The organism is Paraeggerthella sp. LCP19S3_G8, assembly GCF_052119225.1.
Lineage (GTDB): Bacteria > Actinomycetota > Coriobacteriia > Coriobacteriales > Eggerthellaceae > Paraeggerthella > Paraeggerthella hominis.
Genome location: NZ_JBQKFQ010000003.1, coordinates 374,131 through 399,366 on the forward strand (window position 1 = coordinate 374,131; position 25,236 = coordinate 399,366).

Annotated in this window: 25 protein-coding genes; 14 read left to right on the top strand and 11 right to left on the bottom strand. The window is 60.5% G+C overall.

Annotated elements, in window-relative coordinates:
* The first annotated feature begins 20 nt into the window (after positions 1-20).
* The 6 genes from ACTQZK_RS05250 to ACTQZK_RS05275 all read left to right on the top strand — a co-directional run bounded on the left by ACTQZK_RS05250 (position 21) and on the right by ACTQZK_RS05275 (position 6,709).
* A complete protein-coding gene (locus tag ACTQZK_RS05250) occupies positions 21-1,319 on the top strand; it encodes an MFS transporter (RefSeq protein ID WP_114567324.1) in 1,299 nt (432 codons plus the stop codon).
* 141 nt (positions 1,320-1,460) lie between these two features.
* Positions 1,461-2,057: a TetR/AcrR family transcriptional regulator gene (locus ACTQZK_RS05255; protein WP_441898738.1), complete on the top strand. Its 597-nt coding sequence runs from the start codon at positions 1,461-1,463 to the stop codon at positions 2,055-2,057.
* A gap of 175 nt (positions 2,058-2,232) precedes the next feature.
* Entirely contained in the window at positions 2,233-3,876 is a 1,644-nt protein-coding gene (locus ACTQZK_RS05260) for an amino acid permease (RefSeq protein WP_441898739.1), read from the top strand.
* Positions 3,877-3,886: 10 nt separating this feature from the next.
* Entirely contained in the window at positions 3,887-5,371 is a 1,485-nt protein-coding gene (locus tag ACTQZK_RS05265; RefSeq protein ID WP_441898741.1) for a glutamate decarboxylase, read from the top strand.
* Between the two features lie 361 nt (positions 5,372-5,732).
* Positions 5,733-6,071 carry a hypothetical protein gene (locus tag ACTQZK_RS05270; protein WP_441898743.1) on the top strand — a complete coding sequence of 113 codons (339 nt, stop codon included), beginning with the start codon at positions 5,733-5,735 and terminating at the stop codon, positions 6,069-6,071.
* A complete protein-coding gene (locus ACTQZK_RS05275; protein WP_441898745.1) occupies positions 6,056-6,709 on the top strand; it encodes a hypothetical protein in 654 nt (217 codons plus the stop codon). The genes ACTQZK_RS05270 and ACTQZK_RS05275 overlap by 16 nt, the downstream gene beginning before the upstream one ends.
* Before the next feature lie 4 nt (positions 6,710-6,713).
* On the opposite strand, the gene ACTQZK_RS05280 is transcribed toward ACTQZK_RS05275, so the two are convergent.
* The 4 genes from ACTQZK_RS05280 to arcA form a co-directional block, all read right to left on the bottom strand.
* A complete protein-coding gene (locus ACTQZK_RS05280) occupies positions 6,714-7,301 on the bottom strand; it encodes a helix-turn-helix transcriptional regulator (RefSeq protein WP_441898747.1) in 588 nt (195 codons plus the stop codon).
* A 223-nt stretch (positions 7,302-7,524) separates the two neighbouring features.
* A complete protein-coding gene (locus ACTQZK_RS05285) occupies positions 7,525-8,646 on the bottom strand; it encodes an aminotransferase (protein ID WP_114567320.1) in 1,122 nt (373 codons plus the stop codon).
* Between the two features lie 105 nt (positions 8,647-8,751).
* Positions 8,752-10,188: a basic amino acid/polyamine antiporter gene (locus ACTQZK_RS05290; protein WP_114567319.1), complete on the bottom strand. Its 1,437-nt coding sequence runs from the start codon at positions 10,186-10,188 to the stop codon at positions 8,752-8,754.
* Positions 10,189-10,290: 102 nt separating this feature from the next.
* Positions 10,291-11,508 (bottom strand): arginine deiminase, encoded by a 1,218-nt coding sequence (gene arcA / locus ACTQZK_RS05295; protein WP_114567318.1) that lies wholly within the window; start codon positions 11,506-11,508, stop codon positions 10,291-10,293.
* A gap of 379 nt (positions 11,509-11,887) precedes the next feature.
* On the opposite strand from arcA, the gene ACTQZK_RS05300 reads away from it, so the two are divergent.
* The 3 genes from ACTQZK_RS05300 (at position 11,888) to ACTQZK_RS05310 (ending at position 15,813) form a co-directional block, all read left to right on the top strand.
* A complete protein-coding gene (locus ACTQZK_RS05300; RefSeq protein WP_114567338.1) occupies positions 11,888-12,853 on the top strand; it encodes a helix-turn-helix transcriptional regulator in 966 nt (321 codons plus the stop codon).
* A 268-nt stretch (positions 12,854-13,121) separates the two neighbouring features.
* Entirely contained in the window at positions 13,122-14,372 is a 1,251-nt protein-coding gene (locus tag ACTQZK_RS05305; protein WP_114567317.1) for an Nramp family divalent metal transporter, read from the top strand.
* A 664-nt stretch (positions 14,373-15,036) separates the two neighbouring features.
* The gene (locus ACTQZK_RS05310; RefSeq protein ID WP_441898750.1) at positions 15,037-15,813 is read left to right on the top strand and encodes a carboxymuconolactone decarboxylase family protein; all 777 of its coding nucleotides are present in this window, start codon (positions 15,037-15,039) and stop codon (positions 15,811-15,813) included.
* Positions 15,814-16,073: 260 nt separating this feature from the next.
* Here the strand turns inward: ACTQZK_RS05310 and ACTQZK_RS05315 are convergent, their stop codons facing one another.
* Positions 16,074-16,358: a hypothetical protein gene (locus ACTQZK_RS05315; protein ID WP_441898752.1), complete on the bottom strand. Its 285-nt coding sequence runs from the start codon at positions 16,356-16,358 to the stop codon at positions 16,074-16,076.
* On the opposite strand from ACTQZK_RS05315, the gene yedE reads away from it, so the two are divergent.
* Genes yedE through ACTQZK_RS05330 form a run of 3 tightly spaced genes read left to right on the top strand, consistent with a single transcriptional unit; the run spans position 16,341 to position 17,978 of the window.
* Positions 16,341-17,504, top strand: coding sequence for a YedE family putative selenium transporter (yedE, locus tag ACTQZK_RS05320; RefSeq protein ID WP_441898754.1), 1,164 nt, complete (start codon positions 16,341-16,343; stop codon positions 17,502-17,504). The two genes, ACTQZK_RS05315 and yedE, sit on opposite strands and share 18 nt — an antisense overlap.
* 17 nt (positions 17,505-17,521) lie before the next feature.
* Positions 17,522-17,728: a sulfurtransferase TusA family protein gene (locus ACTQZK_RS05325; RefSeq protein WP_114567314.1), complete on the top strand. Its 207-nt coding sequence runs from the start codon at positions 17,522-17,524 to the stop codon at positions 17,726-17,728.
* Positions 17,729-17,741: 13 nt separating this feature from the next.
* Positions 17,742-17,978: a DUF3343 domain-containing protein gene (locus tag ACTQZK_RS05330; RefSeq protein ID WP_114567313.1), complete on the top strand. Its 237-nt coding sequence runs from the start codon at positions 17,742-17,744 to the stop codon at positions 17,976-17,978.
* Between the two features lie 80 nt (positions 17,979-18,058).
* On the opposite strand, the gene ACTQZK_RS05335 is transcribed toward ACTQZK_RS05330, so the two are convergent.
* From ACTQZK_RS05335 to pxpB, 6 genes are all read right to left on the bottom strand, one after another.
* Complete coding sequence (locus ACTQZK_RS05335; protein ID WP_441898757.1) at positions 18,059-18,823, bottom strand: LamB/YcsF family protein; 765 nt, start codon at positions 18,821-18,823, stop codon at positions 18,059-18,061.
* 12 nt (positions 18,824-18,835) lie between these two features.
* Positions 18,836-19,675, bottom strand: a complete 840-nt coding sequence (locus ACTQZK_RS05340; protein ID WP_441898759.1) for a putative hydro-lyase — start codon at positions 19,673-19,675, stop codon at positions 18,836-18,838.
* A 99-nt stretch (positions 19,676-19,774) separates the two neighbouring features.
* Positions 19,775-21,124 carry an acetyl-CoA carboxylase biotin carboxylase subunit gene (gene accC, locus ACTQZK_RS05345; RefSeq protein ID WP_114567310.1) on the bottom strand — a complete coding sequence of 450 codons (1,350 nt, stop codon included), beginning with the start codon at positions 21,122-21,124 and terminating at the stop codon, positions 19,775-19,777.
* A 12-nt stretch (positions 21,125-21,136) separates the two neighbouring features.
* A complete protein-coding gene (gene accB, locus ACTQZK_RS05350) occupies positions 21,137-21,607 on the bottom strand; it encodes an acetyl-CoA carboxylase biotin carboxyl carrier protein (RefSeq protein ID WP_114567309.1) in 471 nt (156 codons plus the stop codon).
* A gap of 26 nt (positions 21,608-21,633) precedes the next feature.
* Complete coding sequence (locus tag ACTQZK_RS05355) at positions 21,634-22,809, bottom strand: biotin-dependent carboxyltransferase family protein (protein WP_216529978.1); 1,176 nt, start codon at positions 22,807-22,809, stop codon at positions 21,634-21,636.
* 1 nt (position 22,810) lies between these two features.
* Positions 22,811-23,539 carry a 5-oxoprolinase subunit PxpB gene (pxpB, locus tag ACTQZK_RS05360; RefSeq protein WP_225749725.1) on the bottom strand — a complete coding sequence of 243 codons (729 nt, stop codon included), beginning with the start codon at positions 23,537-23,539 and terminating at the stop codon, positions 22,811-22,813.
* Between the two features lie 76 nt (positions 23,540-23,615).
* Between pxpB and ACTQZK_RS05365 the strand changes: the two genes are divergently transcribed.
* Both ACTQZK_RS05365 and ACTQZK_RS05370 read left to right on the top strand, forming a co-directional pair.
* Entirely contained in the window at positions 23,616-24,329 is a 714-nt protein-coding gene (locus ACTQZK_RS05365; RefSeq protein ID WP_114567306.1) for a sulfite exporter TauE/SafE family protein, read from the top strand.
* A 63-nt stretch (positions 24,330-24,392) separates the two neighbouring features.
* Positions 24,393-24,836: a universal stress protein gene (locus ACTQZK_RS05370; protein ID WP_216529980.1), complete on the top strand. Its 444-nt coding sequence runs from the start codon at positions 24,393-24,395 to the stop codon at positions 24,834-24,836.
* The last annotated feature ends 400 nt before the right edge of the window (positions 24,837-25,236 follow it).

Sequence of the window (25,236 nt, forward strand, 5' to 3'; positions counted from 1 at the left end):
TCATTTCTTAGGGGATTACCATGAAAGCTAATTCTGACACACAAGGCACGCTTAAAAAGGTAGCCGTATCGTCCTTTCTTGGCAACTTCATCGAATGGTTCGATTACGCTACGTACTCGTACTTCGCGATTGTGATCGCAAACGTGTTCTTCCCGAACGACGACCCGGCACTTGCGCTTATGCAAACGTTTGCCGTGTTCGCACTGTCGTTCCTTCTGCGCCCGATCGGCGCTATCTTCTGGGGCAGCATGGGCGACAAGAAGGGTCGCAAGTGGGCGCTGTCCACCTCGATCTTCTTGATGACGGGCGCCACGTTCTGCATTGGCTTGCTGCCCGGCTACCTGACCATCGGCTTGGCGGCTCCTATCATGCTGCTGTTGCTCCGCATGGTTCAGGGCTTCTCGGCTTCTGGCGAATACGCAGGTGCTGCAACGTTTTTGGCCGAGTATGCGCCGAAGGACAAGCGCGGCGTGTACTGCTCGCTCGTACCGGCGTCGACGGCGGTCGGCTTGCTGGTCGGCTCGACGTTCGCCACCATCATGTACTCGGTGCTTCCTACCGAGGCCGTGAACGATTGGGGCTGGCGCATTCCGTTTTTGCTGGCCGGTCCGCTTGGCTTGATTGCGCACTACATTCGTACCAAGCTTGAGGATTCTCCGACGTATCAGGAGATGCAGAAGGCCATCGACAAAACCGACGACTCGAACCATCCCATTCGCGACCTGTTCCGCCATCACTCCAAGGAGCTTTTCATCTCCTTCGGCGCCTGCGTGCTGAACGCAGTGGGCTTCTACGTGGTGCTTACGTACCTGCCCGTGTATCTGGAGACGGCCGTGGGCATGGATCCGAGCCAGTCGTCGCTGATCACTACTATCAGCTTGATCGTGTACGTGGCGTTCATTTTCGGAAGCGGTCATTTGTCCGACAAGTTCGGCCGCAAGAAGATGCTGATCATTGCGTGCGTGTCGTTCATCGTTTTGACGGTGCCGGCGTTCATGCTGCTCAACACGGCCGACTTCTTCATCGTTTTGGCTGTTGAGCTGGTGCTCTGCTTGGCGCTGACCATCAACGACGGTACGCTGTCCAGCTATCTGACCGAGACGTTCCCCACGGCTGTGCGCTACACCGGTTTCGCGCTGTCCTTCAATATGGCCAATGCGATCTTCGGCGGATCGGCTTCGTTTATCTCTACGGCGCTGATCGCCGCCACCGGATCCAACCTGGCTCCGGCGTGGTACATGGTGGGCGTGTCCTGCCTGGCGCTTGTTGCAATGATTCTGTCGCACGAGCACACGGGCAAGGATCTGGCCGACGTATAGGCTCTTTGAGCTGCTGTTTTAAGGGTTGTGCTTGCTGCACAACAAGGCATGAAAGAAGCGGCGCCGTTCGAGCTTGCTGGCTCGAACGGCGTCCGTGCACAAGGCGGCGCGAAGGCGTGCCGCCGAGGTGATGGAGGGCCTATGAGCGAGACAACGCAAACGCCTAAATCGTTGAAGGCGCAAATCACGCGCACATCGTTGGTTCTTGCGGCCGCGGCGCTTTTGCGCGAGCAGGGACCGAAGGCGGTCACGTACCGCAAGGTGGCGAAATGGGCAGGGGCCGCATCGTCCTCGGTGGGCTACTACTTTGATTCCGTGACACAGCTTCTTCATGAGGCGGGCCGTTACAACATACAGCTTTGGGCGGAGCGTGCGGAGAAGGCTGCGTCGGCGGCGGAGGGCATGGAGGTCGAAGAGTGCCGCAAGCATGTGGTTGACCTGCTGATTCGCGCGTGCTTGCCGGATGACAGCGTTGTTCCTTCGGCTCACTACGCTCAGCTGATCGCCGCTGCCGAATCCGAGGTGGTTACCGAAGCGTACCAGAAGGGCCGCGTTTCGTTGGACGCCGCTATTGGTCGCATTCTCTCGCACGCGCAGATCGACATGCCGCCGCGTATGGTGGGCACCATCGTGGACGGCGCTGCCGTAGCCGCCATTTCCGAAGGCTACGACGTGTCTTTGTTCGCATCCGAGCTGCTTGCTTCGGCGATCGAGGTGTACGGGCGCGCCGCCCGGTAGCAAGCAATCTACAGCCAACGTTTCAGCGACGGGAAGGTTAACGCCTTCCCGTCGCTGCTTTTGCGACTCCTTCCTTTGATACAACGGTTGCAGGCACGCGCGACCGTGCGCTCGCGTGCCGATTTGCAGCAATCCGTAGAAGCGCGCGCAGGTGCAAAGGAAGGAGTGAAGCAGTATGAGCGAACCTCGTCGACAAGCGGCAGCTGCCGCAGCCGATCCGGGTCCCGTAGGCAAAGCGAGCAGGCCCTCGTTTACGCGATCCCTGACGTTCTTCGGGTTCTTCGCTATCACCGCATCCATGGTGATGACGGTGTACGAGTACCCCTCGTTCGCCTCGTCAGGTTTTCAGCTGGTGTTCTTTTTGATCATCGGCGGAATTCTGTGGTTTCTGCCCGTTGCGATGTGCGCGGCGGAGATGGCCACGGTCAAGGGGTGGGAATCGGGCGGCATTTTTGCCTGGGTCGGCAATACGCTAGGGAGGCGTTGGGGCTTTGCGGCCTTGTTCTTCCAATGGTTCCAAATTACCGTAGGGTTCGTGACCATGGCGTTTTTCATCTTGGCGGCATTGGCGTACGTGGTCAAATGGGACGCGCTGTACGACAACCCGTTGGTGATGTTCTTCGGCGTGGCGGCCATCGTATGGATTCTTACGTTGACGCAGCTGGGCGGCACGAAGTTCACGGCGCGCATTTCGAAGGTCGGCTTCATCGGCGGCATTCTGGTGCCGGTCTTGGTGCTGCTCGTAGGGTTGATCTACTACTTCGCCACGGGCGGCGTATCTCAGATCACCATGGATGCTGCCACGTTCGTTCCCGATTTCACGAAGGTTGACACGCTGGTTATTTTTGCGTCGTTCATCTTGGCGTACATGGGCGTCGAGGCATCGGCTTCGCACGTGAACGAGCTGCAGAACCCGAACCGAAACTACCCGTTGGCCATGATCGTTCTAGCGGTGCTGACCATTGCGTTGGACGCGCTGGGCGGGCTGGCCGTTGCCACTACGCTGCCGGCATCCGTTCTGGACGGCAACCTATCGTTCGGCGTGATCGAGGCGTTCCGCGCTATCTTCGTGACGCATATCGGCCCTTCTATGGAGTGGGTCGTGTTCGTGGTTGCCCTGTTGCTGGCGTTGGGCGTTTTGGCGGAGATTTCCGCATGGATCGTAGGCCCGTCGCGCGCGCTTCTGGATACCGCGCATGACGGCATTCTTCCGCCGTCGTTCAAAAAGGTGAACAAGCATGGCGTGAGCGTGAAGACGGTCGTGATTCAGGCGATCATCGTAACAGTGTGGGACGCGGTACTGTGCGGCTCCATCGCGCTTTCCGGCGGCTCGAGCTCGTCGGTGGGGTACCTGACGGCTATCGGCTTGACGGTGGTCATTTACCTGGTGGGATACGTGCTGTTCTTCCTGGGGTACTTCGTCCTTGTTTTCAAGAAGAAGAACCTGCAGCGGTCGTTCCAGCTTCCCGGAGGCACGCCGTTCAAGGCTGTTGTGGCGGGGGCGGGGCTGTTCATGACGGTGGCAACGCTGATCATATCGTTCTTCCCGTCGTCGAACCTTTCGGATCAGGCGAACCTCGTGTACCAAACAACGCTGGTGGTGGCGTTCGCGGTCTCGGTGGCTATTCCGTTTGCGATTTACGCGCTGCGGCACCGGTGGGCGCCGGAAGAGGCTGCTTCCGATGGCCCTGCGGGACCGGGAGCAGCGGCGGGCACGGGCGTGTCCGGCGGTGCGGGCGTTGCGGCTGCTGCCGCGAATGCGCGCCTCCAGGACTTGGCGCGCGGCAATGACAAGCACCATACAACAAAGGATGCATAGGAGGCTCATCATGGACAAGCAATCTACTACGAGCAAGATTTTGGAGAACATGGACGAGGGAACGCGCTACTTGACACCTATCTTCGGGTCTGAGGCAAGCGATGCGCAGATGCCGCTCATGAAGATGAACGACAAGCCGGTCGAGCCGCGCATCGCTTACGAGATGATCAAGGAATACCTGTCCATCGAAGGCAACGCAACGCAGAACCTCACCACGTTCTGCCAGACGTACATGGAGCCCATGGCCACGAAGATCATGGCCGAGACCATGGAGAAAAACGCCATCGACAAGGACGAATACCCCATGACGGCCGACTTGGAGAACCGTTGCGTGGCCATGATCGGCGACCTGTGGCATGCCGATTCGAACGAGCAGCCCATGGGCACGTCGACCGTCGGGTCGTCTGAGGCATGCATGCTGGGCGGCTTGGGCATGCTGTTCCGGTGGAAGAAGCTGGCTGCGGCAGCCGGGGTGGACATCTATTCCGCCACGCGTCCGAACCTGGTCATTTCGTCGGGTTATCAGGTGTGTTGGGAAAAATTCTGTCGCTACTGGGATATCGAGATGCGCCTGGTTCCGCTTGAGAAGGACCATCTGTCGCTCAACATGGACACGGTCATGAACTATGTGGACGACTACACCATTGGCATCACGGCAATTCTGGGCATTACATATACCGGCAAGTTCGACGACGTGAAGAAGCTGAACGAACTGGTGGAGGCGTACAACCAGGAGCACCCGAAGCTGCCGATTCGCATCCACGTGGACGGTGCGTCGGGCGGTATGTTCGCGCCGTTCGTGGAGCCTGACCTGGAGTGGGACTTCCGCTTGAAGAACGTGTGGTCCATCAACTGCTCCGGGCATAAGTACGGCCTGGTTTATCCGGGCATCGGCTGGGTCGTCTGGCGCAGCAAGGAAGCGCTGCCCGAGGACTTGATCTTCTGGGTGAGCTACCTGGGCGGCGAAGAGGCAACCATGGCCATCAACTTCTCGCGCTCGGCTTCCCAGATTGTGGGGCAGTACTACGTGCTGATGCGCAACGGCTTCGAGGGGTTCCGGGAAATCCAGGAACGTACGCTTGACGTGGCCCGCTACCTTGCCGCCGAGATCAAGGACATGGGCATGTTCGAGCTGTACGAAGATGCTGGCCACATTCCCATTGTGTGCTGGGGTTTGAAGGAAGATGCGGACGTGGCGTGGTCGCTGTACGACCTGTCCGATCGCCTGCGCATGAACGGGTGGCTGGTGCCCGCGTACCCGATGCCCGCCGACCTGCAGGAAACGACGGTGCAGCGCGTGGTGGCGCGCCAGGACTTCTCGATGCAGCTGTGCGTCAAGCTGGTGGAGGACATCAAGAAGGAAATCGATACGCTGAGCAAGGCTCGATTCGTGACGGGCAACACGCAGGGCGTCATCAACACCGGGTTCGATCATGGCGGGCGCAGCGCCGCCAGCGTAAGCGGCAAGACGGAGGACGCGGCCAAGGCGAAGTAGGGGCCGCGGCTTCCGCAGGATTGCAGGTGCCCCGGCCTGCGTTGGCCGGGGCACCTGTGCGTGCAGGCAACGTACGGGATGGCAACGTGCGTGCAAACAGCGTACGGGATGGCGACGTGCGTGCAGGCAGCCTGCGCGCAAACGGCGTACGGGATGGCAATCTGGGTAGCGTCCCGCGGAGGGCTCGAAAATGGCAGAGATTCCTAGGTTTGTGGCTTTTGGCTCGCGACGACGCGCACGAAAAGGGAAGATGAAATCTGCGGCCAGGCATTATGTGATCACTTGCTCGCTATAGGCAGAATTTCTCGCGTTCATGAGCCGCAAACCTTCTAATCTCTGCCAAAAGGCGTATGATGCGCGTATGGCTGTGATCATCGGATACGAATCGGCTCTGGAATACTGGCGCACGGTCGGCCCTCGATTCCTGCAGGGGTTGAAAAAGCGCCGGTCAGCCACCGCACGCGCTCGAAAAGCGCTGCAGGCGCAGGAGAAGCCGCGTCTTTCTGCGGGCAATCGTCGACCGGGTGGATACAGTATTCCGGTGCATGCGCTCGTCGGCAGCGCATCGGCGCGGACTCAAACGGGGAGCATCGTCTGCCACGTGCGAAGCTCGTTGCCGGAAGAGTCGGTGGTGGACGCGGGGCAAGGATTCTTCGTGAGCGCGCCGGAATTTTGCTTTTGCAGATGGCGAGCAAGCTGAGCCTTGCTCGGCTCATCCAGCTTGGCTGCGAGCTCTGTGGTACGTACGTTCATGTTGACAGCGGTCCGGCGGTTCGACGGGAGGCTCCGCTGACGTCGGTCGCCAAGCTGCGAGCGTTCGTCGAGAGTGCAGAGTACGCCTATGGGCGCACGGAGGCGCTGCGCGCGTTGGGCTTCGTGATGGAGAACGCCGCGTCTCCGATGGAGACCGTGCTGGCGCTTCTGCTGTGCCTGCCGTATCGGCTGGGCGGATACGGGATCGAGAAGCCGCAGTTTAACTACCGTGTGGACGTGCCTACCCATATAAGGAAACTCGCGGATCGAAGGTACTGCGAATGCGATCTGTGCTGGCCGGGCTCGAATCTAGCGGCCGAATACGATAGCGCGCGGTACCATCTCGATCCCGAGCGGCAGGAGAGCGATGCGCGCCGGCGCGGAACGCTCGTCTCGCTGGGATTCACCGTGCTGACCGTCTCGCGAAAGCAGGTGATGGATGGCGGCGCGTTCAACCGGCTTGCCCGTCAGATAGCGAACCTGACGGGCAAGCGGCTGCGCTACGTCGATCCCGAGTTCACCCGAACCCGCCTCGCACTGCGCGAGGAGTTGCTTCGGGGGATGCTCGTCGAGGAGGAGGCGTGACCGCTTATCCGAAGAACATGAAGCCGAAGTAGCCGAGGCAGGCGCCGACCGAGGCTCCGATAAGCATGAACAGGGCGGTTTTAAGCGGACGATGCTCGCGAGCGCGCCTGCTGCTTCGGCAGTCCCGGTCGACGGGCTGGCCTTTTCGGAAGGCCAGGAGCTCGCGGTACGTCACCAAGTCATGCTGCTTTTTAAGGCGCTCGGCTGCCATGGCGGCCGCCATGGCAACGCCGTAGAGCAAGAGGGCGATGATCGTGCTGGGCACGATGCCCCAGCCCCAAAACGAGATGCCCCCTACGACCATCACCACGGCTGCAAGGGCGAACGCGAGCATGACGAGTCCCAGGGCGTTCAGTTTCTTTCCGTCGTGTTCGACTGCTTCTTTCATGGCTTCCATGTCTCCTTTGATCAGTTCGTCGATAGTGACGTCGAACAGAACGCTTAGGAGCAGCAGGCTTTGCACGTCGGGATAGGTCTTGTCGGTTTCCCAGTTCGAGACGGTTTGCCGTGATACGTAGATCTTGCCGGCCAAATCTTCCTGGGACAATCCTCGTTGCATCCGATACCGCTTGATTTGCTTGCTTAGTTCCACGCGCGTCCTTTCGACGGCTAAGAGACTGCCATGATGTTGGCCATGGTACCACCAAATGATTTCGACATAGGCTTCCGCGGATCGAGGATTTGCTGTCAAAAGGTTTTTGCATGCGTATGACCTGGGAAAATAAAACCCTCTTACGTTCGGGACGCGTTTGCGAGCCAAGCGTAAGAGGGCGTGAAAAGATAGGGGACGCGCGTTGCCGCCGGCGCGGTCGATGCTAGTCGAACTGCCTCAAGGCCGTGCTCAGGCGTGCAAGGCCTTCGCGCAGCGTGGCTTCTGCGGCGCAGTATCCCAAGCGCGCGCCGCGCGGCAGCTCGAAGCGACTGCCGGGAACCAGCAGCACGCCTTGATCGCGCAGCAGGTCGATGCAGAACTGCTCGTCGTCTACGGGAATGTCAAGCTGGATGTAGGATGTGGACACCGCTTTGGGCGGCACCCAGGAAACGCGCGGCTCGTTGTCGATCCACTCTTGGGCGATAGCCAGGTTGTTCAGCACGATGGCCCGGTTGCGCTCGAGCACCTTCTCGCGGTTCTTCAGTACGTGCACGGCAAGGGCGTCGTTGAACACGCCGTCGCAGATCATCGTGTAGTCGCGGTACACGCGGAAGCGATCGACCAATTCCGTGTCGTTGGAGACGATCCACCCGATACGCGCGCCCGGCACCGAGTACGTTTTGGAAAGGCTGTTGGACACCACGGCCTTGTCGTACAGGTCGGCCATGGAAACGAACGACTCCGTATCCTGCAAGGGGAGGTACACTTCGTCGGACAGCACGTACGCGCCTACCGAGCGCGCGATGTCGGCAATCTGCTGCAGCATGTCGGCCGAGAGCACGGTGCCCAAGGGGTTGCTGGCGTTGTTGATGCAGATGAGCTTCGTGTTGGGGCGTATCAGCTGCTCGAGTTCGCGGATGTCCGGGTTCCAGTCGTGCTCCTGGCGGATGTGCCAGTACTCCACTTCGGCACCAAGCGTGCGCGGAATCTCGTACAGCGGCTGGTAGGTGGGGTATTCCGCAATCACGTGATCGCCGGGTTCCACCAGCGCCATGAGCGCCAGCAGGTTCGCGCCCGTTGCGCCGTTGGTTTGCAGGATGTTGTCCGGATTGCCAGCGCGGTACAGCTTGGCCACTTCGGCTTTGAATTCGGGCGATCCTTCGATCCAGCCGTAGTTCATCTTCTCACGGTTCAGGCGCTCGTAGAACGTGGCGCCTTCCTCGTTGTCGAGCGCCAAAATCTCCCCCATGGTCATAGACGCGATGGTGGATTGGGCTATGTCGTACGTGGCGCTTTTCTCCCACACGTTGAGCCAGTCTTCCACGCCGATGGTTGCGATGTTCATGCGAAGCCCTCCTTTGTTGAAAAAGGGAGACGAGCCTGAGCCCGTCTCCCTTTGCGTGTTGGTTTGCGAATCCGGTGCGCCCGGATGCTTGCGGGGCGGGTGCGGTTAGATGGAGATGATGCCCATGCCCACCATGACCAGGGAGGCAACGCCCAGGGCAGCGATAACGCCCATGCCAACGATCTCGGACTTCTTGAGACCGACGCCCTGCTGCTTGCGCGCAGCGGCGAACACGAAGAAGCCGGGGATGTAGCCGACGCAGGTCAGAAGCAGGAAGCTCCAGCCGTTGTAGAGGCAGCCCACCACCAGGAACACGGTGGCGATGGCGCCGATGGCGAACTGGCCCCACTCCTTCTTTTCCGCGGAGTGCTTGCACTGGAACGCGGAAGCCAGCGCCCAGGTGACCACGATGGCCACCGTGCACATGCTGAACGCGAAGTTGTAGGCGTCCTGGCTGAAGATGGTGATGATCATGAACACCTGGGTGCACACGGCCACCAGCAGGAGGCTGAACTGCGGAGCGCCCTTGTCGTTCAGCTTGCCCCAGCCAGCCGGGAGCAGCTTGTGCTCGGCCATTTCGCTGGTGGTTTCAGCCGGCAGAATGGTGAAGGAAAGCCAAGAACCCAGAACGCTGATGATGATGGCGATGGAGATGAACGCGCCGCCCCAGCCCGGAGCCATTTTGTCGAACACGTACAGCATGGCGGGCTTGTCCATGGCGGCGATTTCCGTGTAGGGAAGGTAGCCGTACGGAAGCACGGACGCGCCAATGTAGATAACCAGCAGGCAGACCAGGCCGATAACGGTGGCCTTGCCGGCGTCGCTCTTCTTTTCGGCGCGAGAGGACACCACGGCAGCGCCCTCGATGCCGATGAACACCCACATCATGATGATCATGCAGTTCATGACCTGCTCGCCGATGCCGCCCAGGCCCACGGCCGTGGCGCCGTATTCGCCTGCGGCGACGGCGTTGTTGTACAGCGTGCCCCAGAAGTCGGCGGTGAACACGCCGGCGTTAAACATGAACAGGGCAAACAGGATGAAGATGCCGATGGAGGCAACCTTGCACACCATGACGATGGCGTTCAAGAACGATGCGCTTTCAACGCCGCGGATAACCAGCAGCGTGAGCAGCCACATGACCACCGAGGCGATGAGGATGCAGGGCACGGTGTTTCCCGGAAGGAAATCGGGATAGAAGTATCCCACCGTGGACATCATCATCGTTGCGAAGGCCACGTTGCCAAGCCAAGCGGAAAGCCAATAGCCCCAGCCGGAAAGGAATCCTGCCAGGGGGCCGAAGCCCTCGCTTGCGTACGTGAAAATGCCGTGCAGGTCGGGGCGCTTTGCCACCAGGTTGTTCAGCGAGAGCGCCAGCAGCAGAAAGCCGATGCCGACCACAAGCCATGCCACCAGCGCGCCGCCGGGGGAGGCGACCTGGGAAAGCTGGCCGGTCAAAGCGAAAACGCCCGAGCCGATACACGAGCTGACGACCATGCCAATCAGCCCAAACAGGCTGATGCCCTTCTTCTTTTCTTCCATTGATTCTCCTTGCTCGTCCGAGGGGGGGTAACTGTGCCCTACATACATCAGCCCCGGTTCTCGTTCGCGTGTGGGGACCGGGGCTGATGGAGGGGGTAAAGATTAGTCTTCGCGCCAGATGGGCATGCTCATGCAGCGCGGGCCGCCACGGCCGCGGGACAGCTCGGCGGAAGGCACGACGACCAGGTTGAGGCCCTTGTCCTCAAGCACCTTGTTCGTCACGTCGTTGCGCTCGTACACCACGATGGTGCCCGGAGCGATGCACAGCGTGTTCGAGCCGTCGTTCCACTGCTCGCGCTCGGCCGCGATGCGGTCGCCGCCGCCGCAGGGGATGAGCTCCACGGGGCAGCCGACGTACTTCTCGAGGATGGCCTCGAGCGTGTCGTTCATCTCGCGGACCTTGATGCCGTCGCCCTCGGGGGTGATCTCGAACACGGTCAGCGGGCCCATGATGCCCGGATGGATGGTGAACTTGTCCACGTCGATCTGGGTGAACACCGTGTCGAGGTGCATCATGGCGCGGTTGTTCGGGATGTTGAACGCCAGGATGGTCTCGACGGGGCTGGTCTCGTCATGGAAGATGTTCTTAGCGATCTGGTCGATGGCGTCGGGCTCCGTACGCTGGGAGATTCCGATGGCCAGAACCTTATCGTTGATGTTGAGAATGTCGCCGCCCTCGATGTGGAACGTGTTGTAGCGGCTGTAGTACTCGGGGGTGCCCTTCAGCATGGGATGGTACTTGAAGATGTACTCGCCGTAGATGGTCTCGCGGTTGCGCGTCTCGGAGTACATGCGGTTGATGGACACGCCGTTGCCGATCATCGCGAACGGGTCGCGGGTGAAGTACAGGTTCGGCATGGGCTTGACGACCATCTTGGAAGACTCGGAAACCAGGTCAACCAGGGAGTTCGACTTGTCGGTGTGCAGCTCGGTCAGGTTGATGCCCTCCATCGTCTTCAGGACGAAGTCCTTGGCATCGGGGTAGTTCTCCTGCAGGTAGTCGAAGATGATCTTCTGGTAGCGCTCCGTGCGGATGCCGGCCTCTTCGATCCACTGCTTCAGGAACTGCTCGCGCAGCGCGGGGTCGGCCTCCAGAACCTCGGCCATAAGATCTTCGAGGTAGAACACTTCAACGCCGTTGTCGCGCAGAGCCTGCGCGAAGGCGTCGTGCTCCTCCTGGGCGACCTTCAAGAACGGGATGTCGTCGAACAGCAGCTCTTCGAGCGTGTTCGGCGTCAGGTTCAGAAGCTCTTTACCCGGGCGGTGCAGCAGGACTTGCTTCAAAGGCTTGATTTCGCTTTTGACGTTTACTCCAGCCATTGCAACCCTCCTTCTTCCTTTCGTCGGGCCCCGGCGTCTTGCCGGGGCCTGCCGTGCCTCACGTGAGGCTATCTTCGCCAAGTTCGCGCCTCGGCGGCGATACCTCGGCGCGTTGGCTCCACCATGCGCCCTGGAGGTTGTGAAGAAAAGATGTAAAGGGGGTGTATCGATAGATGGATAGAGGGTGTACTCGTGCTGCAAGCCGCCCTACACCTTCGATAAACCCCAGGTGATCGCTTGATTAATATATCCTGACCATTTTTCTTCCTAAGGTTGCCAAAGAGAGGGTAATGCCGTCCTAAACGCAAGGCGTTGCTGTATCATGGGAGCTGGTTCCCGACAATGCGAGAGAACTGAACGGAAGGGAAGGTAGTTGCCTGTGGGTCTCGTGCTCTTCCATGTCACCCTTATTGTGTTGTTGATATCGATCCTTGCTTCGGCCATGTGTCTTTCGGCGTACTTGGTTTCGCGCAAGCGGTTGATGCTGTTCGCCTTTTTCGCGTTTCTGTTCTATTTCTTCGACGTCGCGTTCGTCTTTCAGGACGAGTTTGTCTCGTATGTCCTTGGCTCCGAGCAGGGTCAAATCTATCTAGTTATACGATCACTGACCAATGTTATTACGGGCGGCGGGTTCCTTGTCTCGTTTTGGTTTTTGGTATGCGACTACCTGGGGGAAACAAGGCGCGCGCTTTTGGTGGCTCCGGGGGTTGTGTTCGCGGTGATGAGCGTGGCGGTGCTGGTGGCGCTGCCCGAGGGCGACTTGCAGCGTTTCTTGTTCTACGGCATGCGCGAGCTGTTCGTGTTCTGGATGCTGCTGTTCACGGGGTTTCGCTACTTCTCGTCGAAGGACGATGTCGAGCGCAGCCGCCTGTGGAAGCATCGGTGGCTGTACGTGATGGTGGCGGTTCTGAACACGGCCGTGCTGTTGGAGGACATGACCTTCTTCATGCTGCTGAACGAGCCTGTGATTCAGCTGGGCCCCATCACGTTTTCGGCTGAGCGCAACTATGCGGAAGAGGCGTTGCTGATGAGCTGCGCGTTCTTTGCAGGAAGGGATGCGCGCCGGGTTTTGCAGCTTCGCTTCGATCGTCCGCCGATGCGCGGCGATCAGCGGCAAGACGAGCAGATCAGCGAGAACCTTATGCTGTACGCGAAGCGCCATCAGCTTTCCGAGCGCGAGAGCGAGGTCCTACACCTGGTGTTGCTGGGGAAGGACAACCAGAACATCGCGTCCACGATGCACGTGGCGCTGAGCACGGTGAAGGTGCACGTGCACAACATCTTGCAGAAAACGGGCCGCACCAACCGCCAAGATTTGATCCAGGATTTCTGGAAGACGTCGTAGGGCGAGACGGCAGCGGTGGGTTGATTCGGCGACTCGTTTTGGGCGGCTGACCTGAAAACGGGCCGGCAATCACGCTTTTCCGTCTCATGCCGATTGCCTTGCCCGCGTGCCGCTTCGCTGTATACTCGCACGCTTTAATCTGCTAAAGTAAATCGGTCATTATGCCAGTTGCAGGCCTAGAAGGCCCGTAATGGAATCGGACGTGCCGGGGGGACGGCATGTCTGCTGCAGGCATATCGTTGCTTTAAGGGCTAAGAAAGGAGTGGGTATGAGCAGTACGCTGGTTCAGAAGTTCAAGAACGTCGGCCCGGGCGCACTGGTTGCCGCCGGCTTTATCGGTCCCGGCACGGTTACGACGTGCACGGTTTCCGGAGCAAGCTATGGCTACACCATGCTGTGGGCACTGCTGTTCGCCACCGTTGCGACCATTATCTTCCAGGAGATGGCGTCGCGCGTTGGTATTGTTTCGGGTAAGGGTTTGGGTGAAAACATCCGCGATCGTATTCCGAACAAGATTTTGATGTGGATTGCGATCGTGATTGTTATCATCGCCATTTTCGTGGGCAACATTGCTTACGAAACGGGCAACATCACGGGCGGTATTTTGGGCATTCAGGCTGTTGCGCCTGATGTTCCGATGATCCCCATCGTTGTGGTTCTGGGTATTTTGGCGTTCGCCGCCATGTGGATCGGCTCGTACAAGGTGGTCGAGGTCATCCTCACGGCTATCGTCGTGTTCATGGGCGTCGTGTTCTTTGTGACGGCCCTTGCTTCCAGCCCGGATTGGGGCGCCATTGCGACGGGCCTGTTCGTCCCCACGCTTCCGGAAGAAGGCTCGAAGGGCATCCTGACGGCAGTGGGCCTGATTGGGACCACCATCGTGCCGTACAACCTGTTCTTGCACGCGTCCGGCGCTTCCGAGCGCTTCAAGGATCCGGAGCAGGTATCCGACGCTCGTTTCGACACCGTTTTGAGCATCGGCCTGGGTGGCATCATCTCCATGGCGATTCTGATTTGCGCCGCCGCGAACATCTACGGCACCGAGGCAACCGTGGCCAACGGCAAGGACATGGCGCTTGCGCTGCAGCCTTTGCTCGGCTCGTGGGCTACGTGGATGATCGGCCTGGGCCTGCTGGCCGCCGGCTTCTCCAGCGCCATCACGGCTTCGTTCTCTGCTGCGTATGCGGTGAACGGCGTTCTGGGTTGGAAGAAGACGACCAAGGATATCCGCTTCAAGGCTATCTGGATTATCGTGCTGGTGGCTGGTTGCTGCATGGCCATCGTGCTGGGCAAGAGCCCGACCGAGCTTATCCTGGTTGCGCAGGCCGCAAACGCCATTCTGCTTCCCATCATGGCGTTCTTCGTGCTGTACTGCGCTAACGGCAAGGATCTGGGCAAGTGGAAGAACCACGTGTTCGCGAACTGCGCGGGCGTGGTCATCATCGTCATCACGCTGTTCATGTGCTATCGCAACATGTCGAGTTTCTTGGCGTCGCTTCAGAAGCTTATCGGCGGCTAACGCCTTCCCCTGTTGCTTGAGTTACGCGCGCCCGCCCTCTTGGCGGGCGCGTTGCGTTTTCGGGCTCGCGACCTGTTCTGGGCGTGAGGCGCACGGGAAGAACGCCGCCCGTTATGCGGTCGCGCGCCGGGCTCGATGCGTGCGGTGCAGGCTTTGGCGCGAAATTGCGGGTCTGCGCTCTCGGTCAAGAGCCTTCGGCAACCGTTGAATTCGTTGCGTTTCGATGACCTGGCATGTTGGTGCAAGCGCTCAAAACAACTGCGGCTGGTGGGTCGGTTGGGGAGCGCAGACCCGCAATTTCGCGCCAAGTTTTGCGTCGTGGGCTGTCGAACTGTTGCCGGAGCGGCCCCGGATGGCCTGCTTCGCGTGGTTCCGCCGGGGCTTTCGGGGGCTTTCGGCGTTGGGGGGCATTCTGCCTCGCTCGGACGCGAGCGAGACGCCCCGAAACGCAGCCGACCGGACGACGCTGGTTTCGGCCTGTCGCCGTGCAAGGATTGGCGCGCGGGTTCGCTCGGGCTCGTCAAGGTGTTTTTTCCAGATGGTGCATGCGCCCCTATGGCATTGGTATGTTTCGTTTTGGATAACAGTTGACCAAGCCCTCTTTCGGCAAGGTATTATGAGCGCGAAACAAGAGCATAGTGTCTCAACGACCGAAGGAGCAAGTATGGAATCGAACATCGTCGAGCAAGCGCACGCTTACCGCAACCGTCTTTTCCCTGGATTCGACTCGCCGTTTTCCGTCACCGACCCGGAGTTTCAGGAGCGTTTCGACGCATTCGCTTTCGGAGAGGTTCCGGCAAGCGACAACCTTGACGACAAGACAAGGCTGATGGCTATTTTGGCGGCGCTTGTGGGGTGCCGGGGCATCGAGGCTTTTCAGGCTATGGCCAAGGGTGCGTTTAACGTGGGAGTTACCCCTGTTGAGGTGAAGGAAATCGTCTACCAGGCTGTTCCGTATCTGGGGCTTGGGTGCGCGCTTCCGTTTTTGCATGCGACCAACGAACTGCTGGAGCATCGTCTGGTTTCCCTGCCGCTTGAGGGCCAGGCTACAACCACGATGGCTACGCGTGCGGAAGCTGGCGCCAAGAAGAAGGCCGAGTTGTTCGGGGCTGATGCGGTGGGAACGGTTGCGTCGGGATATGCGGACGCGGCTCGCATCGACGGCTGGGTGGAATCCCATTGCTTCGGAGATTGCTACACGCGCACCGGTCTTGACGATGCTCAGCGCGAGATGGTCGCTTTTTGCTTTCTTGTTGCGCAAGGGGGGCATGACGAGCAGTTGACCGGTCACGCGCGAGCCAGCATGCGTTTGGGGAACGACGCAGGGTTCCTGGTCAGCGTCCTGGCGCAATGCGTTCCCTACATCGGATACCCGCTTGTTCTGGATGCGCTTCGCTGCGTGGAATGCGCTGCTGCCGCGCTCGAGAAGGCTGACGCGTAGGTTTCGTATTGTCCGGGAGCGCGAAGTGCGCGTTCCCGCTAACTTTGGCTGCGAAATAGGTCGTTCTTGTTCGACCGGGCTGGCTTTCGACGGAGGCTTCGCGCTCTTTCTGCGCGGGGCCTCCGCTTGTTTGTTGGCGGCTGGGTCGAGCGCGGACCTCAATGCCCCGCTGCTCGCAGCGTTGAGGCCGCTGATCCCAAATTCTTGCACCTCATCTCTTCGATCGCGTATAGTCTTGGTTGCCTTCTTGGACGGTCGGGCTATTCTGCCGGCTCGACCTTCTGCACCAAGAGCGGCTCATATATTGCTAACTGAATAGGCTTCGAGGGAAGCCGACGGGTCGCTTGTCTGCTGCGCCCCGTGCGTTCTGCACCGCTGCTTGCTGTCGAACAATCCGCACCTTCCAATGTAAGGGTGCGCTTTGCGCCGCCTTCGATTGGAAGCGTGCTGTCGCGCAGTTTTTCGCTTGCGTAGCATTTGCGCGCAAGGCGAAACGGGTGCGCGGTTTTGAAGGGAAAGGTGTTGTTGTGGATCTGCTGAATCAAAAGAAAGGCTTGCTTGCCGTGGGGGTGGTTGCAGGGGCCATGCTCGCGTTGCTTGCTTACTTCGGGAATCCGGCGAACATGGCCATGTGCGCGGCGTGTTTCATTCGCGATACGGCTGGCGCGTTGAAGCTGCACAGCGCATCCGTCGTGCAGTATTTCCGCCCCGAAGTGGTGGGCTTGGTGGTGGGCGCGTTCGTGATCGCCCTGGCCACGAAGGAGTACCGCTCCACCGCGGGGTCGTCCCCGATGATCCGTTTCGTTCTGGGGTTCATCATGATGATCGGCGCGCTGGTGTTTCTTGGCTGTCCGCTGCGCATGGTCATTCGCATGGCCGCGGGCGACCTGAACGCTTACGTGGGCCTGATCGGCTTGGTGTTGGGCATTGCGACGGGAACGCTGTTTCTGAAGAAGGGGTATTCGCTGGGGCGGGAGCGCGACACGAACAAGTCCGCGGGCGCCGTGCTTCCCCTTGTGCTGGCCGCGCTGATGATCATCGGGTTGACCGCGGGCGTGTTCGCCGCCAGCGAGACGGGGCCCGGCAGCAAGCACGCCCCCGTGCTCATCGCGCTGGCTGCTTCGCTTGTTGTGGGCATGTTGGCGCAGAAGGCGCGCATTTGCTTTGCGGGCGGTGTGCGCAACGTCATGCTCATGCGGGATTTCGACCTGCTGCTTCCCATTGCGGGATTGTTTGTGGTCATGCTTGTATACAACCTGGTCACAGGCAATTTCAAGCTTAGTTTCGAGGGTCAGCCCATCGCTCATTCCCAGCATCTGTGGAATATTCTGGGCCTGTATGCCGTTGGATTCGCGGCGGTGCTCGCCGGCGGCTGCCCGCTGCGCCAGATGACGCTGGCGGGTCAGGGGTCATGCGATGCCGCCGTCACGTTTTTGGGCATGCTGATCGGCGCGGCGTTCGCCCACAACTTCGGCTTGGCTGGCGCGGCAGCTTCGGCGGCTACGGCGGAAGCCGCAGCTGTGGCGGGCGGTCCTGCGCTGGCGGGGCAGATCGTGCTGGTAGGGTGCATTGCCGTGCTGTTCGTGATTGGCGCAGTCAACCTGCGCAGCAAACAGAAGAGCGCGGGCATTGCGGCGGCGTCGTCGGCATCGGCAAGCGTTGAGGACGCATCCGCCGCAGCGGTGAACTAGACACGAAGGGAGCAACTATGATCGAAGTGGACGCGCGGGGCCTTTCGTGCCCGGAACCGGTGATGATGGCCATGCAAGCCGTGAAAGCACACTCCGGGCAATCGGTTCGCGTGCTGGTGAGCACGGCTATCGCGCGCGACAACGTGATGGCAATGGCGCGCAGGAAAAAGAAGACGGCCGCGGTCGAGCAGATCGGCGACGATTTCGCCATCGTGATCGAGTGACGGCGAGGTTGGCATGCGGACGAAATCCCCGGTTCTTGTGGTTGCGTTCGGAACCACGACGGATGCGATGGCGATGGAGCAAGCGGGAAGGCGACGCGGTTTGCAGGGTCGGTTGATTCCCATACCGCGCCAGCTATCTGCGGGCTGCGGTCTGGCCTGGCGGGAGCCCGCATGCAACGGTCAGGCGCTGCGCCACGTGCTGGAGGCCGAGCGCATAGATTTCGACGGCCTGCATAGCATGGAGCTGTAGGGCTGTGGCCGCAAGTCGGCGTTGATGCATCAGGGGAGGTCGCGATTGATTCGCATCCTCCCCTGATTCGCTTTGCCGTGTTATTGCGCGCCGACCGGCTTGATGACGATGCCGTCCTCTTCGAGCGCGCTGCGCGTGCGGCTGACGAACGCGAGGGCGGTGGGGGAGTCTCCGTGCACGCAGATGGTGTCGGGGTGCAGATCGATCAGCTTGCCCGTTACCGAAAGGATGGCCCCGTCTCGAATGGCGTTCTTCACGCGCTCGATAGCCTGCTCCTCATCGCGAATGAGCGCAGCGGGATCGTTGCGGTTGACCAGCTTGCCCTCGTCGGTGTAGTTGCGGTCGGTGAAGAACTCCTCGGCCGTGATCAGCCCTTGCTTGCGGCCCGCGTCAACGAGCGCGCTGTTCGCCAGCCCGACCAGAGCCAGGTTCGGATTCACGTCGAAGACCGCTTGCGCCAGCGCGGCAGCTAAGTCGGGGTTGATGGCCGCATGATTGTAGAGCTGCCCGTGCGGTTTGACGTGCGCAAGCTGCACGCCTTGCGCCTGGCAGAACGCTTGAAGCGCGCCGATTTGGTACACCATGTACGCGTACGCCTCGTCGGGCGACAGGTTCATGTCGCGGCGACCGAAACCTTGCAGATCGGGGTAGCCCGGATGCGCGCCGATGGCGATGCCGGCGTCCTTTGCCATGCCGACCGTCTTGCGCATGACCATCGGGTCGCCTGCATGCTGTCCGCACGCGACGTTCGCGCTTGAAACAAGCGGAATGATCTGGTCGTCCAGTCCTAGCGTGTAGCGTCCGAAGCTTTCGCCCAGGTCGCTGTTGAGGTCGATTCGGTACATAAGCCTGCCTTCTTACTCTTTCAGGTTGATGTTCTTCGTGTCGGTGATCAGCATGCAGCCCGGTGCGTGCGTGATGGCGAAGGGCGGCTTGCTGTTCATCACGATGGACTGAGGCGTGACGCCGCATGCCCAGAACACGGGAACTTCGCCCTCGCGGATTTCCACCGGATCGCCGAACTCGGGGCGCATGATGTCGTTCACGCCGATGGCGGTGGGGTCGCCGATGTGGATGGGCGCGCCGTGCACTTTCGGGATGGTGCCGGAGATCTGCACCGCCTTCACCACCTGGTTGTAGGGGATGGGGCGCATCGACATGACCATGTTGCCGGACATGCTGCCGGCGGGCGTGCACGGCACGCCGGTCAGGTACATGGGCACGTTGCAGCCCATGGTGTTGTGCCGAATCTCGATGCCGGCCTCGATGAGCTCGCTTTCGAACGAGAACGAGCAGCCGATGACGAACGACACCAGATCGTCGCGCCAGTAATCCTGGACGTTCTCCACTTCGGCCACCAGCTTGCCGTGCTCGTAAATGCGGTAGCGCGGGAAGTCGGTGGCGATGTCGCAGTCGGTGGCGCAGATGGTGGCCTCGCGCGCACCCACCTCGGTCACTTCGAGAAGCGGGCACGGCTTGGGGTTGCGCTGCGCGAACAGCAGGAAGTCGTAAGCTTGCTCTTTCGGCAGCACGATGAGGTTCGCCTGCGCGTATCCGGGGCATAGACCGCTGGTCGGCGCTGTGAACTGGCCGGTTCGGATGAGGCGCCGCGCTTCAACGGGCGATGCGGCAAGCATCTGCGCCCAAACGTCCTCGGCAACGCCTTCGGGTTTGGCGGGTTGCGGAGCATTCAGCATGGTAGAACTCCCTTCTTGGTAGCTGCGGTCTTGTCCAAGATGACGAAAGAGCTTCTCGATTTCGCGTTCGACGTTGCTAAACGAAGCTCCGTCCGTGAATCAAACCTCGCCCTTCATGAAGCGCTCGATGAAGCTGGTGTCGGCCGTGCCGGCGGCGAACGTCTCGTTCTCCATGATGGCGTACTGGAAGTCCAGGTTCGTCTTCACGCCCACGACCACCATTTCCTCAAGGGCGGTGCGCATTTTGGCGATGGCTTCGGTGCGGTCGCGTCCGTGCACGATAATTTTCGCGATCATCGAATCGTAGTAGGGCGACACGTCGTAGCCGTCGTACGCCGCCGTGTCCACGCGCACGCCGTTGCCGCCGGGCAGGTGCATCTGCGATATGACGCCGGGGGAAGGCAGGAAGCCGCGCTCGGGTTCCTCGGCGTTCACGCGGCACTCGATGGCGTGCCCGCGATAGGTGATGTCGTCCTGCGTGAACGTGAGCGGGTCGCCCGCCGCCACGCGAATCATCTCCTGCACCAGGTCGGTCCCCGTGACCATTTCGGTTACGGGATGCTCCACCTGAATGCGCGTGTTCATTTCCATGAAGTAGTAATTCAGCTGGTCATCCAGCAAAAATTCGATGGTGCCCGCCGACGAGTACCCCACGGCTTGCGCGGCGCGCACTGCTGCGGCCAGCATTTCGCTGCGGACCTCGTCCGTCATAACGGGCGAAGGGCTTTCCTCGATCATCTTTTGGTGATTGCGCTGCACGGAGCAATCACGCTCTCCCAGCGCCACCACGGTGCCGTGCGTATCGGCGATCACCTGCACCTCGACATGCCGCGGGTTCATGACGCAGCGCTCCAGGTACATGGTGTTGTCCCCGAACGCGCCCACGCTCTCGCGCTGTGCGATGTTGAACTGCTCGGCGAAGTCCGTTTCGGACAAGCTGACGCGCATGCCCTTCCCGCCGCCGCCCGACGATGCCTTGATCATGATGGGCCAGCCAATTTCGCGGGCTATGACCAGGGCTTCTTCCGGGTGGTGCACCGGCTCCTTCGTGCCGGGAACCACCGGGACGCCCGCTTCCATCATGGTCTTGCGCGCTTGGCTTTTATTGCCCATGCGGTCGATGACCTCGGGGGCCGGGCCTATGAACACGATGTCGTTTTCGCGGCAGAGCTTGGCGAACGTGGAGTTTTCGGACAGGAATCCGTAGCCCGGGTGGATGGCTTGCGCGCCCGTGCCTTTCGCCGCCGACAGGATGGCCGCGATGTTCAGGTAAGAGTCGCGCGCGGCCGGCGGGCCGATGCACACGCTCTCGTCGGCAAGGTACACGTGAAGCGAGTGCTTGTCGGCGGTGGAGTACACGGCCACTGTCTTGATGCCCATGGCACGGCATGCGCGGATGATGCGAACCGCGATCTCGCCGCGGTTGGCGATGAGGATCTTCTCGAACATGAGCGGGCCGCCTTAGGCGTGGTCGCCGGTGGCGATGCGGAACAGCGGCTGATCGTATTCAACTTGGGAGCCGTTTGCGGCAAGCACTTCCATCACGATGCCGGGTGCGGGCGTGGTGATCTCGTTCATCATCTTCATGGCCTCGACGATGGCCAGCGTTTGGCCGGACAGCACTTCCTGGCCCACCTTCACGAACGGATCCTCGTCCGGGCTGGGGGCAAGGTAGAACATGCCCACCATGGGGCTGCGCACCAGGATGGAATGATCGTCGTCGCTGGCATCCACGGCTGCGGCTTCGTGGCTTTCGGTTTTTCCGGCCAACAGGGCGCTGACGCGATCGGCCATGAGCGGCAAAGCGGTGGACGAGAGCGGCCCGTGGTTGCGCTCGAGCTCGATCTTCAGGTCGCCGTCGTCAACGCGCAGGGCCGTGAGCTCGGCCTTGTCCATAATGGCGATCAGCTCTTCGATGGCTTTCGTGTTCATGACGTCTCCTCGTATCTCTCGTTCGCTCATACCGTCGTGCGGTGGGCGGTGGTTTCCGGTGTTGCGATCTTCTCGTCGTTCGACGTGCGTACGGTTCCTAAAACGTTGCGGTTTCCGACGCGTTCAGCGCGATCGGCGCGGTCGATCCACAAGGTGTCGGCCTGCGATTTGCGCGCTTGCTCTTCCAAGATGGGGGTAAGCCTCCGCGCCGTTCGACGGGGCGATATGCCGTCGGCGCTTGGTCGGCGCACCTTGAGTGCCAGCGCTTCGAACAGGTGGGCTTCGTCGCGCAGCAAGCGCTGCGCTTCCTGGACGGAGATGGGCTCGAAGCGGATTTTGCGTCCCGGGGGTCGCTGCACGAGCCGGGGTATGTCCACCGTGGCCACCGTGCCTATTTTGGCGTATCCGCCGGTGGTCTGCCGGTCGGCCAACATGATGATGGGCCTGCCGTGCGACGGAACCTGCACGGCGCCAAGGGCGATGCCGTCGGACACGATGTCCGAGCCGTGCTTCGTCTTGATAACGGGACCGTCCAGGCGGTAGCCCATGCGGTCACATTTCGTCGTGGTGGTGAACGGCTGGCTGTAAAAGGTTTCGATTCCTTCGTCGGCAAACATATCCTCTTGCGGTCCGGGCACCACGCGTACCACGATTTCGTCTTGATCGAACTGGTAGAACTCGTCATCGTTGTCGATGCGATGGGACCCGAGGTTCGGCAGGAAGTCCACGCTTTTCGTGGTGAAGGGCAGGTAGTCCCCGGTAGTCAGCGCGCCTCCGCGCCATCCGCCCAGCTCGCACTTGAGATTGGTCGAGCGGCTGCCCATGATCTCAGGTACGCGCACGCTTCCTCCGGCAATGGCCAGGTAGCCGTAGCAGCCGGTTCGGGGTGCTTTGAACCGCAGTATGGAGCCGCGACGCACCGTGATTGCCGCGTACATGGGAATCGGCTTGCTGTCCAACGTGGGGGAGAAATCGCCGCCTGTGATGGCTATGATTGAGTTCGTGGTGAAGCGCACCGTGGGGCCTGCGAGCGCGAACTCCAGCACGGGGGCGTCGGGGTCGTTTTCCACAAGCAGGTTGGCGATGGCGTATGCTCGGCGATCCATGACGCCGTTCGTGGCGAACCCGCTGCCTTGGTATCCGAAGCGGCCGTTGTCTTGAACGGTGGTGATGACGCCGGGTTTTTTCACGACAAGACCCATGTTACTCGCCTTCCACGAAAATGCCGTACGAGTACGTGCCGGCGGCGAGCCGTGCCTCTATGGCGGTGTACTCTTCGGGCGTTATGGGCACGAATCGCAGGTATTCTCCCGCAGCGTACAGAATGGGATCCTCGCGGTCGGGGTCGTAGGGACGCAGCGGCGTGCGGCCGATGATCTGCCAGCCGCCCGGCGAAGCCAGCGGGTAAATGCCCGTTTGAGCGCCGCCGATGCCCACGCTGCCCGGCTCGATGCGCGTACGGGGAACGGCTAGGCGCGGCGTGTGCAGGCGTTCGTCCAAGCCGCCCAAATAGGCGAAGCCAGGAAGAAAGCCCAGCATATCTATAAGGTAGTCGCGCCCGGTGTGTATGGCGATGACTTCTTCTTCGGACATGCCTGCATGCTCTGCCACATTTGCCAGGTCGGGGCCGAATTCCCCTCCGTAGCACACGGGGATGGGGACGATCTTACGCACGCTCAAATCAGCTTCTTCCACGTCGCGCAGCTTGCCCCGCAGCTTCGCGGAAAGCTCATCGAACGTAACGATCAAGGGGTTGTAGTACACCATAAGCGAGCAAAACGTAGGCACCAGCTCGGTGACGCCCGCGATGGGGTCGGCCGTAAGGTTTTCCGCAGCCATGCGAATCTTGGCGCTGGTTTCCGCCGAAATCGTTTTTGCGAACTCGAGGTTAAGGGCCGAGTCTCCCGCGATGGTGATGGTGAATCCCGCCATGCTCGTCCATTCCTTGGCGTGTAGATGCTACACTGGTACGCTGGGTCGTTATGAATAAGGATTGATTGTAGCATATATGGAAAAAGCGCTCTTCTTGGCGGCGTTCTTCTTCGCCTACACCGTTCAGGCTATTACGGGATTCGCGGGCAATATCTTCGCGATGCCGGTGGGCACCACGCTGTTGGGGCTGCACTCCACCGTGGCGATTCTCAACGCCATGGGCTTTTTCGCGTGCGGGTTGCTGACCGTTTTGAACCTGAAGAGCGTGAACTGGCGCGAACTGGGCAAGATCATCGGCGTTATGGTGGTGTTCATGTTCGTGGGCATTTGGCTGGACACGCTTATGCCGCTTCACGTGCTGCTGAAGATATACGGCGTGGTTGTCATTGCGATCGGCCTGAAGAACCTGATTGTTCCCCAGCAGAAGTTCATGCCGGAGTGGGCCTTGTGGATTATCCTGGCGCTTGCGGGGCTTATTCAGGGCATGTTCGTGTCGGGCGGTGCGCTGCTGGTTATCTACGCCGTGCAGAAGCTGCGCGATCGTCAGCAGTTCCGCATCACGCTTTCGGCTACGTGGACGATCCTCAATCTCATCTATGCTGGCATTGCGTTTCAACAGGGGAATTTCACCGGGGACGTGTTGCAGATTATCGTGCTGTGCATCCCGTTGGCCGTGCTCGCCACCTTCTTGGGCAACAAGCTGCAAAAGAAAATCAGCCAGGAAAAGTTTCTCAAGCTTACGTACGTCATGCTGCTGTGCATAGGTGTCATCCTCCTGATAACTTCGTAGTTTCGCCGCCGAGTTGGAATTGGGTTACAATAAAGGCACGGCAACAGTAGGGAAGGAGCGGTCATGGCACAGCGGTACACGCGTATTTTTGCGGCGCTCGACGGGGCGTCGACGCAGGAGGCAGTGGCCCAGCGTGCAATAGCGCTCGCGGCGGACAACCACGCCGATCTGATGTTCGGTCATGTTATCGATTCGGTTCCGTACGAGGCTTCGGGCGTTGACTTCGAAGCGCTGTGCGTTGAGGGCAAGAAGCGCATCGAGGCTGATTTGGCCGATTTGCTGGCAGAGGCCCAGGCGAACGAGAACATCCCGTCGGTCGACTTGACCGTGCGCGCGGGACGCATTACCGACACGCTGGCGAAGCAGCTGATCGAGCCGGCAGACCCCGATCTGGTTATATGCGGAGAACGCGGCCTGTCCAACATCAAGTACGTGTTCGTGGGCAGCGTGTCCACGTTCCTGATTCGCAACATGCGTTGCGACGTTTTGGTGGTCAAGCAAGACTAGACTTGCTTGGGCTTGAGCGTGCGACGGCTCGGGCGTTGCTGCTTCGGCACGCGCTTGGAGCTTGCAGGTTGGGGCCGTGCGCGCTAGGTTGCGTGCGTGATGGGTTGCATCGTGTTTCAAGCGCCGTCCGTGTGGGCGGCGCTTTTGCTGGGATGCCAAGAACCCGAAACGTTTGGGGGGTGTTTCTATGGTTTTGTCAATTGCTTTTTCGGGATCGGGCCGTTTGATTCGGGCATGCTCGCGCAAACCCCGGCGGCAGGGCTCTTCTTCGGCGATTCGGCCGAGGACTAGGCTCGGGCGCACGGGCGGGCGTCCCGCATGACGGCGAAGATGACCTTCAGCCTCTTTCGCGCCACGGCTTTGAGGGCCTTGTTGTGCCGCATTCCCCGCGCGCGGCACG